At 63.7% G+C, this 14,790-nt stretch carries 13 protein-coding genes and 1 tRNA gene; 7 read left to right on the top strand and 7 right to left on the bottom strand.

What is annotated here, in order from left to right; all coding sequences use genetic code 11:
- The first annotated feature begins 88 nt into the window (after window positions 1-88).
- On the top strand, window positions 89-2,590 hold the full coding sequence (locus GGR39_RS01050; RefSeq protein ID WP_183615508.1) for a TonB-dependent receptor: 2,502 nt from the start codon (window positions 89-91) through the stop codon (window positions 2,588-2,590).
- A gap of 118 nt (window positions 2,591-2,708) precedes the next feature.
- Here GGR39_RS01050 and GGR39_RS01045 read toward each other — a convergent pair whose 3' ends face one another.
- From GGR39_RS01045 to GGR39_RS01025, 6 genes are all read right to left on the bottom strand, one after another.
- Complete coding sequence (locus tag GGR39_RS01045; RefSeq protein ID WP_183615507.1) at window positions 2,709-4,058, bottom strand: HAMP domain-containing sensor histidine kinase; 1,350 nt, start codon at window positions 4,056-4,058, stop codon at window positions 2,709-2,711.
- Complete coding sequence (locus tag GGR39_RS01040; RefSeq protein WP_183615506.1) at window positions 4,055-4,732, bottom strand: response regulator transcription factor; 678 nt, start codon at window positions 4,730-4,732, stop codon at window positions 4,055-4,057. Before GGR39_RS01040 ends, GGR39_RS01045 begins: the two co-directional genes overlap by 4 nt.
- A 214-nt stretch (window positions 4,733-4,946) precedes the next feature.
- Window positions 4,947-5,075 carry a hypothetical protein gene (locus GGR39_RS17375; RefSeq protein ID WP_281374414.1) on the bottom strand — a complete coding sequence of 43 codons (129 nt, stop codon included), beginning with the start codon at window positions 5,073-5,075 and terminating at the stop codon, window positions 4,947-4,949.
- Window positions 5,076-5,230: 155 nt separating this feature from the next.
- Window positions 5,231-5,440, bottom strand: a complete 210-nt coding sequence (locus tag GGR39_RS01035; protein WP_058736249.1) for a hypothetical protein — start codon at window positions 5,438-5,440, stop codon at window positions 5,231-5,233.
- 86 nt (window positions 5,441-5,526) lie between these two features.
- Window positions 5,527-5,733, bottom strand: a complete 207-nt coding sequence (locus GGR39_RS01030) for a cold-shock protein (protein ID WP_058736349.1) — start codon at window positions 5,731-5,733, stop codon at window positions 5,527-5,529.
- Window positions 5,734-5,993: 260 nt separating this feature from the next.
- Window positions 5,994-6,069, bottom strand: a tRNA-Thr gene (locus GGR39_RS01025).
- A 320-nt stretch (window positions 6,070-6,389) separates the two neighbouring features.
- On the opposite strand from GGR39_RS01025, the gene GGR39_RS01020 reads away from it, so the two are divergent.
- Window positions 6,390-8,306 (top strand): glycosyltransferase family 2 protein, encoded by a 1,917-nt coding sequence (locus GGR39_RS01020; RefSeq protein ID WP_246388225.1) that lies wholly within the window; start codon window positions 6,390-6,392, stop codon window positions 8,304-8,306.
- A 140-nt stretch (window positions 8,307-8,446) separates the two neighbouring features.
- Window positions 8,447-8,860 (top strand): hypothetical protein, encoded by a 414-nt coding sequence (locus tag GGR39_RS01015; RefSeq protein WP_183615504.1) that lies wholly within the window; start codon window positions 8,447-8,449, stop codon window positions 8,858-8,860.
- Between the two features lie 23 nt (window positions 8,861-8,883).
- On the opposite strand, the gene GGR39_RS01010 is transcribed toward GGR39_RS01015, so the two are convergent.
- Window positions 8,884-10,230: a TldD/PmbA family protein gene (locus tag GGR39_RS01010; protein ID WP_183615503.1), complete on the bottom strand. Its 1,347-nt coding sequence runs from the start codon at window positions 10,228-10,230 to the stop codon at window positions 8,884-8,886.
- Window positions 10,231-10,440: 210 nt separating this feature from the next.
- Here GGR39_RS01010 and lptB point away from each other — a divergent pair, with 210 nt between their 5' ends.
- From lptB to ku, 4 genes are all read left to right on the top strand, one after another.
- Window positions 10,441-11,232, top strand: coding sequence for an LPS export ABC transporter ATP-binding protein (gene lptB, locus GGR39_RS01005; protein ID WP_153000880.1), 792 nt, complete (start codon window positions 10,441-10,443; stop codon window positions 11,230-11,232).
- 26 nt (window positions 11,233-11,258) lie between these two features.
- Window positions 11,259-12,761 carry an RNA polymerase factor sigma-54 gene (gene rpoN, locus GGR39_RS01000; RefSeq protein ID WP_058736246.1) on the top strand — a complete coding sequence of 501 codons (1,503 nt, stop codon included), beginning with the start codon at window positions 11,259-11,261 and terminating at the stop codon, window positions 12,759-12,761.
- A gap of 154 nt (window positions 12,762-12,915) precedes the next feature.
- Window positions 12,916-13,590, top strand: coding sequence for an energy transducer TonB (locus GGR39_RS00995; RefSeq protein WP_183615502.1), 675 nt, complete (start codon window positions 12,916-12,918; stop codon window positions 13,588-13,590).
- Window positions 13,591-13,775: 185 nt separating this feature from the next.
- A complete protein-coding gene (gene ku / locus GGR39_RS00990; RefSeq protein ID WP_183615501.1) occupies window positions 13,776-14,714 on the top strand; it encodes a non-homologous end joining protein Ku in 939 nt (312 codons plus the stop codon).
- Window positions 14,715-14,790 lie beyond the last annotated feature (76 nt).

Below are 14,790 nucleotides of genomic sequence, written 5' to 3'. Positions count from 1 at the left end.
GTCTTAAAACCTGCACATGACTGTCGCAATCCAGCCATATTGGCCCGCCCAGCATAACCAAGATCGTTATACAGGGTGCGATTCCACTATGAGACATTCGATTGTGCGCAAGGCGCTGCTCGCCGGCTCGATGCTGGCGACCATGACCGCCACCGCCAGTTACGCCGCTGCCGCTGATGAAGTGCCGGCCGCTCCTGCCGCTGCTGCCGACGATACCGGCCTGGGCGAAATCGTCGTCACGGCCACCAAGCGCGAGACAAATCTGCAAAGCACGCCGATCGCGATCTCGGTGGTGAACACCCAGGTCCTGAAGGATCGCCACGTCCAGAGCCTTTACGATCTGGCGGATGGCGGCGTGCCTTCGTTGCGCGTGGCGACTTTCGAGGCGCGTCAGAGCGCACTGACCATCGGCATCCGTGGCATCGTGCCGTTGGACGCCAACCAGCCCGCGCGTGAGCAGGGCGTGGGTATCTATGTCGACGGCGTTTATCTTGGTCGCCAGCATGGTCTCAACGCCGGCCTGTTCGACGTGGAGCGCATCGAGGTGCTGAAGGGGCCGCAAGGCACGCTGTTTGGCCGCAATACCGAAGGCGGCGCGCTCAGCATCGTCAGCAAGGCCCCCAGCGGCGTGTTCGGCGGCCGGGTCGATGGCGGCGTGGGTAACTATGGCGCCTACAACGGTGACTTCCACATTGACCTGCCGAAGATGGCCGGCTTCTCGATCAAGCTGGACGGCGTGGTCCAGCATCAGGATGCCACGACGAAGAACCCGCTGGCAGGCCAGAGCGGCTTCAATTTCTATCACCGCAAGGGCCTGCGCGCCGCGGTGCGCTGGCAGCCGACCAGCTCGATCACCAACGATTTCTCCTACGACGTGGCGCGCGATGCGAACACGCCGTTCTACAGCCAGCTGCTGAACTACAACCCCAACGGTTGCGTCGCCGGACCGCAGGCCGCCGCGCCCAATTGCCGTTTGCCGGGCACCAACTACACCGCGCTGGCCGGTACCGTGAAGCCGCTGCTGCCGGGCGTGGTCATCAACGGCGACAGCCGCATGAAGGTGGCCGATATCGGCGTGCCGCAGCAGCCCAGCGTGGACAAGACGCACGGCTTTACCAACTCATTGAAGTGGGCCGTCTCGCCCGAGATCGAGCTGCGTTCGATCACCGCATGGCGCGGCGTTGATGCCACCCAGTGGGACAACTCGGGCGGCGCGCACCGCGTGCCGGTGGTCAACCTGACCGCTGCCTGCACCGCCGCCAAGCCCTGCGGTTTCAGCCGCTACAGCCTGGCCGACTTGCGCCAGCGCCAGTTCAGCCAGGAACTGCAGGCCGTGGGCACCGTGGGCAAGATCGATTACGTCGCCGGCCTCTATTACTTCAACGAGCACGTCAGCGATGACGCAGCTACGCCGAACTCCAATGGCGTCTACCTCAACGCGCAGGGCCAAGCCGTCTATACCATCCTCGATCCCTGCACCGGCTCGAACGGGTTCGGATCGCAGATCGGCTGCCGCTCGATCGACCGTGCTTCGGAAGTCTGGTCGAAGAGCTATGCCGCTTATGGCCAGGTCACCTACAACGCCACCGAGCAGCTGCACCTGACGGTGGGCGGACGTTACACGCACGACAAGAAGCGCGGCGTCCTGCACTTCTCGCGCAATGTGAACTACGATGTGAATCCCGCAGCGGCGATTGCGGCGGGCTATCAGCCGCTGCGCGAAACCTGGAACCGCTTCAACCCGATGGTCACCCTGGCCTATGACGCCACGGACGATCTGCACCTCTATGCCAAGTACGCCACCGGTTACCGTGCGGGCGGCGCCAGTTCGCGTACCGCCAACTATCAGTCGTTCGGTCCTGAAGACGTGAAATCCTATGAAATCGGCCTCAAGAGCGATTTCTGGGACCATCGCGCGCGCTTCAACCTGGCGGGCTACATCATGGACCGCAAGAACAGCCAGGTCGACATCAGCTCGATCCAGTCGTTCAACGGTTCGAACTTCAACAATCTGGTGACGATCAACGCCGCCGGCACCACCAAGATCCGCGGTATCGAGGCGGACCTGACGGTCAATCCGCTGGAAGGCCTGACGCTGAACGCGTCCTATGCCTATACCTACACCAAGATCCCGCAGGTGCCGGTCAGCTACACGGCGGCCGGGCTGACGACGACGGTGAACCAGCAGTTCTACATCGTGTTCACGCCGCGCAATGCCGCCAGTGGCGCGATCGACTACGCCTTGCCGCTCGGCCAGGGCGACACCACCCTGAAGTTCCACTTCGACGGCAACTATGCGCAGGCGACGCAGGCGTTCGACCAGTTCGGCACCAAGGCGGACGCCTCGCTGATCTTCAACGGCCGCATCTCGCTGGCGGACATCGGCATCGGTGATCGCAAGCTGACGCTGGGGCTGTGGGGCCGCAACCTGTTCAACGAACAGTATGTGTTCCGTCGCGATCCCTCAAACAGCCTGCCCGCCGCGCCGACCACCAGCGTGACGACCGGCAATATCAACAACATCCTGGGTGATTACGGCAACTTCAACGCGCCGCGCACTTACGGCCTGGACGCCAGCATCCGCTTCTGACGACCGGCGCGGCGCGGGCGGTCATCGCCCGCGCTGTCTGGAATTGCATACCCCCCTGGGCGTGACGCGCTAATGTGCGTCACGCCTTTTTTGCGATCAAGGCGCCAGGGCTGAATGTCTATCCGCCCTGGATCGGCAGGGTGATGACGATGCTGAGGCCTGGATCGCCGTCAGTCAGCTTCATCGTGCCGCGATGCAAACGCACGATCGCATTCACCAGGGGCAGGCCAAGGCCATGGCCGGATTGCCGCCGCCCATGCTCGGTGCGGCCAAAGCGCTGCATTACCACGGTGCGCTGGTCTTCCGGGATGCCGGGGCCATTGTCGGCGACCGTTAGAGTGATTTCGGTGCTGTGCCGGTCCGCCGAGATCCGAATGCTGGTCCCCGGCGGTGTATGCCGCACCGCATTCTCGCAAAGGTTGAGCAGCGCTTGGGCCAAAAGCTGGCGATCACCCCCCAGCGCCAGAGCATCCGGCATGGCGACCGCGATCTTCTGGTCACGCTCTTGCGCCAGCGGGGCAACCGTTTCGACTACGCTCTCGACCAGGGCGTTCAGGTCCACCGTCGCAAAGCCTGCGCGGCGTGATCCGCTCTCGATCTCGGCGATCCGCAACATGGCCGCGAACATGCCTAGCAGGTCATCCACCTGCTCACGCGCCTGCGCGATCGCTTCCTGCAAGGGATCGCCATCGGCGCGGTTCTCCAGCGAAGACAACTCGTTGCGCAGCCGCGCCAGAGGCGTTCGCATTTCGTGGGAGATGTTGTTGGAGACGAAACGGATCTCGGTCATCAGCTGATCGACCCGATCCAGCATGCGGTTGAAGGCGGCGGCTTGCTGATCGAACTCCCCACCATCGCCCTCCAGCGGCACGCGCCGTGACAAGTCACCATCGATGATGGACTGGGCGGTATCGCGCACTTCGCGGATGCGCCGTCCGATCAACCGGCGAAACAGCAAAAGGCCTAGCAGCACCACCACGATGATCGCGCCGAATGCGATCAGGTAGATCTGGCGGCGGGCGGAGCGATAATCGTCGATCGGCTCGGTTTCCCCGAAAACCGCCAGGCGCATTCCCGCACCCACGTCGCGCACATAGATGCGACCGGCGCTCAGGCCCTCGATGCTGTCTTCATCGTCGAGCGAGGAAAAGCCGATCGGCACCGGGCGCGTCAGGTGGGTATTGCCGATGATCGCTCGTCCGGATGGATCGATAAGCAGCAGGCCAAGGTCTGCCGTATCACGCTGTTTCGCCACGTCGATCATCCGCCGCATCAGCTCGGCGCGCGATAGTCGGGCGCCGGGGGGCGCCAGCTCCAGGCTTTCCGACGCGATCCGCCGATCGACCAGCGTCCTGATCGTGGAGCGCGTGGCCCAGTACGTCCCCGCCGCCGCCAGGACCGTCGTCGCCAGGAACAGCGCAAGGAAGACTGCGGTCAGTCCCCTTAGCGAGCGCGGCGCGATCCTCATGCGGGGAGCAGGTAGCCCACGCCGCGCACGGTCTGGATCGGATCGTCGCCAAATTGCGTCAGCTTCAGGCGCAGCTGGCGGATATGCGCGTCGACCAGATTGGTAGTGGTCACAAAGTCATGCCCCCAGACCCGCTCGATCAGCATGGCCCGCGTCAGCACCGTCCCGGCATCGCGCGCCAGTTCCACCAGCAGCTTGAACTCGATCTGGGTCAACGGCACCGGCTGTTCGCCACGCCAAACGCGCAGCCGCGTGGGACTGATCACGATGTCCCCCGCGCTGATGGTGTCGGCCGGCTTATCAGTGGCCTTGCGCCCCCGTACCAGGGCGTTCAGGCGGGCGTTCAGTTCCAGCGGATCCACCGGTTTGACGACATAGTCGTCCGCCCCGGCCTCCAACCCTCCGACCTTGTCCATGATCTGCCCCAGCGCCGTCAGCATCAGGACCGGCAGCGTCATGCCATCGGCGCGAAACTGCCGCAGCACGTCCAGCCCGGTCATGCCCGGCAGCATCCAATCCAGGACCACGGCATCGAAGGAATAGCGGCTGATCAGATCGAGCGCGGCCCGGCCATCGTCGGCGACCGTGACCTCATGACCATGGCCCGAAAGCTGCTCACGCAATTGTCGCTGCAACTGGCGATCGTCTTCCACTAGCAGGATGTTCAAGCTCATAAGCACGCACCTCGCCGAACGCCCGGACCGTATCCCGCCCATACGCGCGATCACGCGAGGGACAAGAGCGGAGGCGATATTACCCGACGAAGGTGCTGCCGCTTACGATGCGCAGCCTATGGAATCGTGTGACCGTCAACGAACGACCAACCCGGCGCTTCTTGTCACGAACGCGTCTTGAAACATGCGAGCGGGGGAATTCCCCCGGCTCTGGTCAGCTTTTGAGAGTGACGATCCCGACGAGGCCCGGCTTGATGGATGGATTGGACGCATTCGGCTTCGGGGGCTTGGCGGCCTTCGGCTTGCGCTCTTCCCTGTTGGATTTCTTCTGGCCCTTGGCCATCGCGGTTTCCTCTGCCGTTGAAGTCACCCGCTAATCGAGAGAAGAGGGGTTGACCGGTCTGCTTGGGCCTGGCCTGAACCATGCCCTCCTGTCTCGTGATCACAGGCCCCGCTGGAGCCCGTGGTCCAGCCCGGTATTCCCATGCCGAGACGTTGCTACTTGGTAGAGTACTCGCCAGGTTGAGCCTGGAAGTTTTCGCGGGCAAACGCACGCACGGCATTGGCCGTCTTGAAGGTTTCGTCTTGAAGGGTCGCGGTGACCAGAGGATAGCCTCGCGAGTTGTAGCGCGTGGTCCTGACCGTAAGGCGGAAGTTTCCGGCCTCGTCCTTGTTGATAAGGAACGGGCGGCTGCTGGGATCGGTCATGGCTGGAACCTCGTTCTTGAAAAAACTTCGCTGCGGAAAGACGCGATGATGCGGTCGGCCGTAGCGATCCGCATCATCGCCGAATTTCAGGCAGACTGAAGATTTACGGCCGAGGTCTTGCCACGGCGATCGGTCTCCAATTCGTAGGTAACGCGCTGGTCTTTATCCAGCGTGCTCATCCCGGCGGCCTGAACCGCGGTGATATGAACGAAGGCGTCTTCCTTGCCGTTCTCAGGCGCGATGAAGCCATAACCCTTGTCGGGATTGAAGAATTTTACGGTTCCGGTGATCATATGGGTATCCTTTATCCCATGTATGACGGGTATGCGCCAATCGCGGCACATCCCGGCTTCGGTGAGGCAAGTAAGGGACAAAGGAGGGAAGCGTGGCTTCTCAAAAGTCCGTCGCAGGCGACGTCGGCGACTTCTGTATAGACAAATCGCAGTAAATTGCAAATGGCGTGGGGTGGCGCACGGCACCTAGAACGTTTTCAAGGCCATAGCGTCTTCCGCCGATCGCGGCGGCGGCGGCTTGCAAAGCGTATTTAAGAAGGTGGTGCCGCTTACAGGACTTGAACCTGTGACCCCCGCATTACGAATGCGATGCTCTACCAGCTGAGCTAAAGCGGCGTTGCCCCCGCGTGCGGAGACAGGCGCGGCATTTACCCAGCGGGCGCAGGGTGCGCAAGCCACTTTACGCTCAACATGGCGCGGGCGTTGACAAAGCTCCGTTCATCGCCGCGAGAATCCGTGTTTTGTACTAAGCAATGGTGCTGATCGTTCACCGGCGCGGCGTTTGCGTGCTTTGGGAACTTGTGCTGCCATGCAGCATTCTATCGTCCCGAAATACTCGCCTGACCGCATTCGCATAGGCAGCCAGCAGGCATTGCGCTTGCGAGTAGTGGAGAGCCCGCGCCGAAATGGGCTGTACGGAGCTGTAACACGTGCTGATGCTGACTCGAGCAATGCTCGATCCCTCCATGTATTTCCTCGCAGTGATGGGGCTGCTGGCGTCTTTGCTGGCTTCTCGCGCCGTGATCGCGCCCCACCGTTACCGGCCTTTGACCGGGCACGAGGGGCAGGCGCTGATCGGAACGGTGCTGCTGGGCACAGGTATCGCCGTCGTCATCACCCTGGTCATGGGCAACGCGCTGTCCGATCTGCTGCTCCCGGTCGCCCTGTTTCTGCTCGCGGCCGTGCCGATGGCCCGATTGGCCCCACGCCTCAACGTGGCGGGCGTGCTGCTGCTGACAACCGAGATACTGACGTTCTGGTTCGGCTTTGTCTGGACTGCGCTGTTCCTGCGCGAGGCTGGACTGCCGGCCAACACGCTGATGCTGGCGGGCGGGGCGATGGTCTTTGCCGGTATCTTCTTTGGCCTGACCTTTGCCGAACGCATCGCCCGTGACGCTGTACTGACTCACGAATCTTGGCGCTATCCGATGGATGCGCCCACCGGAGCGGCGGGCCCTCGCGACCAGAAGGTGTCGATCCAATTGCCCTGCTATGCCGAGCCGCCCGAAGTTGTGATGGCGACGATGGATCACCTCGCCGCGCTGGATCACCACGATTTCGAGGTGCTGGTGTGTGACAATAACACCAAGGATGAGGCGCTGTGGCGTCCTTTGGAAGCTCATTGTGCCTATCTGAACGAGCGGGCAGGCAAGGAGATCTTCCGCTTCTTCCACGTCTCGCCATTGCCCGGTGCCAAGGCAGGTGCGCTCAACTGGCTGCTGGATGTGATGCATCCCGATGCCGAGTTCGTGGCGGTGATCGACGCCGACTACCTCGCCACGCCGGACTTCCTCGCGCGCCTGCTGCCCTTCTTCCGCAACCCGCGCGTGGGCTATGTGCAGACCCCGCATGATTACCGCGAGTATCAGGGCAGCGCCTACCTGACCGCGTGCTACTGGGAGTATATGCCCAGCAACAAGGTCGATATGCTGGGCGTCAGCGAATATGGCGGCGCCTTCACCATCGGCACGATGTGCATCCTGCGCGCCAACGCCATTCGAGAGGCGGGTGGCTGGGCCGAGTGGTGCCTGACCGAGGATTCGGAGATTTCCGTGCGTCTGCGCGCCGTCGGCTACTCCGGTCTTTACATCGGTGAGACTTTCGGGCGCGGCCTGATCCCGGAAACCTTCTCTGACTACAAGAAGCAGCGCTTCCGCTGGACCGCGGGGCCGGTGCAGCAGTTGCGGCGGCACTGGCGGCTGTTCCTGCCTTCGCCGTGGGCGCGGCCTCTGCCGGGCTGGACGAAGCTGCTGGAGGTGCTGCGCTGCATGGCCCCCTTGCGCGTCCTGTTCGCGATGATCGGTGGCTTGCTGGGCTTTCTGGCACTGGCGGCGGCGCTGCTGGCGGGTGTGATGGAACCCTTCCAGGTGCCGGACGCGGCCTGGGTTTTGACCGGGATCGGCACGGCGGCCTGGCTGGTGGGCATCTGGCACCGCTACAAGCTGACCGGCACAACCCGGCTGCGCGACATGGTGCTTGGCGAAGTGGCGCGCAACGCGCTGACCTACACGGTGCTGCAGGCCGGTCTGGCCGGGCTATCGGCCAAGCCTTTGGCCTGGCGGCGCACGCCCAAGTTCGCCTTGGGTGCAGATCGGGGATCGATCCTGGCGGACTCGCTGCCGGAGACGGTGATTGGCGTGGTGCTGGCGGTGTTCGCCGGGCTGACCATTGCCGCCGCCGATCAGGTCGGCGTCAGCTTCGCGTTGCTTTCCGGCCTTGGCTTGGCATCGCTGGCGTTGCGATTTTTCTGCGCGCCTTATGTCGCCTGGCTGGCGCTGCGCCATGCCCGGCGGCAGGCGTCGAACATGCCCGAGCCGCAGGCACCGGCGGTGCTGTCACAGCGGACCACCTGAGCCGATAGCGGTGATAATCGCGGCGAGTTGTGTCGCGGATCGGGACGGTTCGGCGGTCTCAGGGAATATGCGGATTGTCCAAGGTGTTAAGGCGCGGGATGGCGGCAAGTGGGGTCGCTGTAAGAATCGAAAGTTCACCCATGATTGCCGAGTGCAACACCCTTGATCCGGCATCGCTGCGGCGGTTGCTGCATGATTGCTTGGCGAGCGAGGCGGCGCAGCAGGCTGCATGCCTGCGCCTGGCCGCGCGAACTTTGGGTCTGCCGTCCGAGCGGCAAGAGCGATTGGAAGCCATGCTTAGCTGCGAGGCTTATGAAAGCGCGGCGCTCTTGATTCTGGGCGCGCATCACCGCTTTCTGCTGTCACGCGGAGGCATGGGCGGTGCCCTGGCATCCGTCGCTTTGAGCGCGGCGGAAGAGGACGTGACGGTCGAAGCCGATACTCCCGCGCTGGCGATCCTGGCCGCGCTGGCGGCGGCACTGCTGGCGGAGGAACGGTCCACCAGCATCCCGCCGCGGGCCGAGCCTGCAGAGGCTTCGGCGTTACTGCACTGAACTAGCGGCTCAGCAGTAGAGGCTCAGTCTCCGGCGACGGTCATGCCCTCGATCCGCAAGCTGGGGGCGTTGATCGGACGGTGCCACTCCAGGTCATTGGCCGGGGTTATCCGGGCGAACATCGCCAACAGGTTTCCGGCCACAGTGAACTCTGCGACGGGACCGGCGATCGCACCGTTGACGATGCGAAAGCCGCTGGCTCCGCGGCTGTAATCGCCCGTTACGCCGTTTACGCCCTGGCCGATCAATTCGGTGACCAGCACGCCTTCCGCGATATCGGCAATCAACTCCTCGAAGCTGAGCGAGCCCGCCGCGAGATGCACGTTGCCCACCGAGACGCTTGGTGCGCCCCCGCCGCCGCGCGCTGCGTGGCCGGTCGGCACTTCACCCAGTTGGCGGGCCGAGGCACTGTCCATCAGCCAGCCCGTGATGCGGCCATCCTCTACCAGAGTGCGTCCGCGCGTGGGCAGACCCTCTCCATCGAACGGGCGCGAGCGGGTGCCGCGCAGCGTGTGCGGGTCTTCGAAGATGCGGATCGCGGGATCGAACAATTGCGCGTCCCGCTTGTCCAGCAGGAAGCTGCTGCGCCGGGCGATGGCGTTGCCCGACATGGCCGAGATCAGGTGGCCGACGATCCCGCTCGACACGCGCGGATCGAAGACGACGGGCATCGGTCCGCTGCGCAGCTTGCCGGGGCGCAGCCGCGCCACCGCCCGCTCGCCGGCAAGCGCGCCGATCTGCGCGGCCGAAGGCAAGTCGGCGCGGTGGCGGGTGTGCCTCCAGTTGCCATCACGCTGCTTCTCCGCACCTTCGCCCGCGACCACGCTGGCGCTGATCGAATGACTGGACCCGCGGTAGCCGCCGGCAAAGCCGTGGCTGGTCGCCAGGGCGAAGACGCTGAAACCGGCGCTGGCGCTGGCGCCATCCGAATTGGTGACGCCCGCGACGGAACGGGCCGCGTCTTCCGCCTCTTCGGCTGCGGCGCGCAGCGCGGCCGGACCGGGATCGGCGGGATCATGCAGGTCAAAGTCGAGGAATGGCGCGTGGGTCAGCAGTTCCTGCGGTGCGAGACCGGCAAAGCGGTCTTCCGGCGCCGATTGCGCCATCGCCACCGCGCGCTCGGCCAGTTCGTCCAGCGCTGCCGTGCTGAGATCGGAAGAGCCGATGCTGGCCGAGCGTTGGCCAATGAACACCCGCAGGCCCATGTGCTCGCCTTCGGAGCGTTCCACGTCCTCCAGCTTGCCCAGGCGCACCTGAATGCCTTCGGATGCGCTGGCCGAATAGACTGCGTCCGCCGCGTCCGCTCCGGCTTTGCGCGCCCGTGCGACGAGATCGGCGGCGCGGTCGGTGGCTTGTTCGGGGCTCAGCATCGCGTTCGGGTCTCCTTCGCCGCCACGATCGGACAGCGCGAGGGGCTGAACTAGGCATGCCAAGCGCCAAGGGCAATCGGGCGATGGGGGTTATCGCGGCCCGTTATCGACAGGCGGGTCGATAGATCATGCACGAATTCTGCCAATTCGGTACGCGGAGGGCAAAACCCGCCTTGCCTGCCCCTTGGCGCTTTCGTAAACCGTGCGGCGATGACCGATCCTGTGCAGACCACGCGCGAATCCCATGCGGATGCCATCGACACCGCCACGCTTGCCGCCAACGGCGGGCTTGAGGTGATCTCGATCGCCAAGAGCTATGACAAGCGCGCTGTCCTGACCGACATTTCGTTGTCGGTGGCCAAGGGCGAGGTGCTGGGTCTGCTGGGCCCCAACGGTGCGGGCAAGACGACGTGCTTTTATTCGATCATGGGCCTGGTGAAGCCCGATTCGGGCCGCATCTTGATGGACGGCGTCGATGTGACGCGCCTGCCGATGTATCGCCGCGCGATCCTGGGGCTGGGCTACTTGCCGCAGGAAACCTCGATCTTCCGGGGCCTGACGGTGGAGCAGAACATCAGCGCGGTGCTGGAACTGGTGGAGCCGGACAAGTCCGTGCGCGCCTCAGAGCTGGAGCGTCTGCTGGAAGAATTCGGCCTGACCCGCTTGCGCTCCAGCCCGGCGATGGCGTTGTCAGGTGGTGAGCGCCGCCGCTGCGAAATTGCGCGTGCTTTGGCGGCCAAGCCCTCGATCATGCTGCTGGACGAGCCGTTCGCTGGCATCGATCCTCTATCGATCAGCGATATCCGCGATCTGGTGAAAGACCTGAAGACGCGCGGCATCGGCGTGCTGATCACCGATCACAACGTGCGCGAGACGCTGGATATCGTGGACCGCGCCTGCATCATCTATGGCGGACAAGTGCTGTTCGCCGGCAGCCCCGAGGCGCTGGTGGCGGATGAAACCGTGCGCCGCCTCTATCTGGGCGAAGGCTTCACGCTTTGAGTATCGTTCAGCCGGGGCACTGAAGGGTGGGTTTGGGACCACGCCTTGACCTGAGGCAGACCCAGTCGCTGGTGATGACGCCGCAGTTGCAGCAGGCGATCAAGCTGCTGGCGCTGTCCAACCTGGAAGTTGAAACCTTCATCGGCGATGCCGTGGCCGCCAATCCCTTGCTCGAAGTCGGCGGTGAAGCGCCCGAGCCGGCAGGCGCCATGGACGGTTCGCCCGATTTGGACTTGCGCAGCACGAGCCTGGAAAGCTCACGCGTCGATCAGTTGATCGGCGAGGGCCGCGCGGCGGACGACCGGCCGCTCGATCTGGACCCCGCCGCCGCCGTGGTCGATCGCGATACCGGCGATGGCGCGATGCTCGACGCGGCCTGGGGCGGCGAATTGCGGATCGGCGGCGGCGAGGAAGGCCCCGGCATCGACGAGCGCGGCGGCCATGGCGAAACCCTGATCGAGCATCTGGAAGCGCAACTGGGGCTGGTGGCGCCGGATGCCCGGATCGAGGCGATTGCGCGCTATCTGATCGGCTTGCTGGACGATGCCGGGTATCTCCCGGTCCCCTTGCGCGAAGTGTGCGACGACCTGGGGATTGCCCTGGCCGAAGTGGAGGCGGCGCTGGCGGTGGTGCAGTCCCTGGAGCCGACCGGTGTGGGCGCACGTGGCCTGTCGGAGTGCATCGCCCTCCAGGCACGAGAGGCGGACCGCTACGATCCGTGCATGGCGCGCCTGATCGACAACTTGGATCTGGTGGCGCGCGGAGAGTTCGCCCGGCTGCGCAAGATGTGCGCCGTCGATGACGAGGATTTCGCCGACATGCTGGCCGAACTGCGCGGCTACGATCCCAAGCCCGGCCTGCAGTTTGGCGGCGAGAGCGGCGGCGCGGTGACTCCTGACATCCTGATCGAGCCCAGCGGCGAGGGGTGGAAGATCGCGCTGAACGAGACAACCCTGCCGCGCCTGGTGGTGAACCGAAGCTACTATGTTGAACTGCGCGGCTCGTGCGGGGACAAGGCTTCCCGCGGGTGGCTATCCGAGAAGTTGGCCGATGCCAACTGGTTGATCAAGGCGCTGGACCAGCGGCAGAAGACGATCCTGAAAGTGGCCAGCGAACTGGTGAAGCAGCAGGAAGGTTTCTTCCGCCACGGCGTTTCGCACTTGAAACCGCTGACCCTGCGCACCGTGGCGGAGGCGATCGGGATGCACGAATCCACCGTCAGCCGGGTTACATCGGCCAAGTATCTGCTGTGTTCGCGCGGCACGTTCGAACTGAAATATTTTTTCACCTCAGGTATTTCTACGGCAGGTGGAGAAGGCGCATCCGCCGAAGCGGTAAAATCGGCTATTCGCAAATTGATCGACGCTGAAAGTCCCAAGGCGATTCTATCGGACGATTCGCTGGTCGACCTCCTGAAGGCGCAGGGGTTCGACCTGGCACGCCGTACCGTGGCGAAATATCGCGAGGCGATCGGCCTTGGCAGTTCGGTGCAGCGGCGGCGACAGAAAGCCATCGCCGCAATTCGCTAGCGTTTCCGCCACTGCCAGAAAAGCAAGCCGGTAATACTAATAGCGCTTAGTAAAAAGCGGTTTGCGTTTTCCAGTTTCATGCTAGCTTCCTCCAGACCGACGCTCCCTTAACGGAACGTGAGCGAGAAGCGTCGGCATGGGAGAGGATGTCCTTATGGCTTTTGCTCATAGGACGCCGGACAAAAGCAGAGCGCTGACGGTAACCGCCGTGGCCGCCTTGCACGGCGTTGCACTTTACGCACTCATCACCGGGCTAGGCGTGGAATACGTCCAGAAAGTCACTACGGTGCTGATCGGCAAGAACATCCCGCTGGAGATGCCGCCGCCGTCACCAACCCCGGAACCGGTCAACACCCCGACAGACGTGCAATCGGTCGTCACGCGCACGATCAATCCAATCGCGAAGGTGTCACCTGAGGGCGTGCCGATCAACGATCGCGTACCGATCGTGGCGTTGCCCCAGATCGGTGACATCATCATCGATATTCCGGGCCCGACCGCTTCGGCCAGTGCCGAACCGCAGGCCTTCCCGCCCAGGTCCGCCCGCCCGCGCAACAATCCGGCACAGTGGGTCTCCACCATTGACTATCCCAGCGCAGCGCTGCGCCGCGGCGACCAGGGCCTGGTGCGTTTCGAATTGTCGGTCGGAACCGATGGCAAGGCCACGTCTTGCCGCGTGACCGCCGCCAGCGGCGCGCCAGAGCTTGACGCAGCGACGTGCAAGCTGGTCACCCAGCGCGCGCGCTTCGAGCCGGCGATGGACAGCACCGGAGTGAAAGTGAGCGGCACGTACACCGGCTCGATCCGCTGGGTGATCCCGCACGACTAGAGTTCAGCCAGTGCGATCCGGTTGCAAAAGCCGGACGCACCCTCCGGGGTGGTGTCATATCCGCGCCTCATTATGCGCCGCCCCGGATAACTATTGAATTCTCTAAGATTTTTCTGTCATCATGACGGAGCCGGGAACCGCGCCCACCCTCGCGAGCTATGGACTCCGCTGAGGAGGAGCGTGACATGGCTGCGCGTGCATATTGGCAGGGTCAGATCCGGCTGGCGCTGGTCTCCATCCCGGTCGAAATATATCCGGCAACGAAGTCCGGTGCATCGATCAGCTTTCGCCAAATTCACGAACCCAGCGGCAAACCCATCAACTACGAAAAGGTGGTGCAGGGGATCGGCCCGGTGGATCACGGCGACATCGTCAAAGGGTACGAAGTGTCGAAAGGCAACTTCGTACTGCTGGAAGATGATGAAATCGAGGCGGTCAAGATTGAGAGCCGCAAGACGCTGGAACTGGTCCAGTTCGTCGACCAGCACGAGATCGACGTCTTCTATTTCGAGAAGCCCTATTATGTGGTCCCGGCGGATGATCTGGCGGACGAGGCCTTCATTGTCCTGCGTGAGGCACTGCGCAAGACCCGCAAGATCGCCTTGGGCCAGTTGTCGGTTCGCGGGCGCGAGCAGCTGATCAGCTTGCGGCCCTGCGGCAAGGGCATCGTGCTGGAAACGCTGCGCTATGCCGACGAGGTGAAGCGCGCCCAAAGCTACTTCAACGAGATCCCCAATGAGACGCCCAGCGAGGACTTGCTGGACCTTGCCACCACCCTGATCGAGAAGAAGAGCGCGCCCTTCGAACCGTCCGAGTTCCATGACCGCTATATCGACGCACTGAAGGGACTGATAGACAAAAAGAGCAAGGCCAAGGGCAAGAAAAAGATACTGGAAGACGTGGAGGAGCCCGAAACGGGTCGCGGCTCGAACGTGATCGATCTGATGGCGGCGCTGCGAAAATCGGTTGGCGGTGGTGCTGCCAAGAAAGCCCCGACGAAGAAAGCCACAGCGACTGCGAAGGAACCGGCGAAGAAGGCTCCGCCCAAGAAACCGGCAAGCAAGAAGGCGGCAACCAAGAAAGCGGAGGCCACGCCTGCGCCACGCTCCCGCAAGCGCGCCTGAGCCGTGTACCTCGCGGCCCCATATCCCGTCGGCCCGGACTTGATCCGGTGCCCCGCTTGGGCCTGGGCACATAAAG

It is taken from the genome of Novosphingobium fluoreni, from assembly GCF_014196615.1.
GTDB lineage: Bacteria > Pseudomonadota > Alphaproteobacteria > Sphingomonadales > Sphingomonadaceae > Novosphingobium > Novosphingobium fluoreni.
The sequence above is the reverse complement of the archived record's forward strand: the minus strand, read 5'-3'. Positions and strand labels throughout refer to the sequence as shown.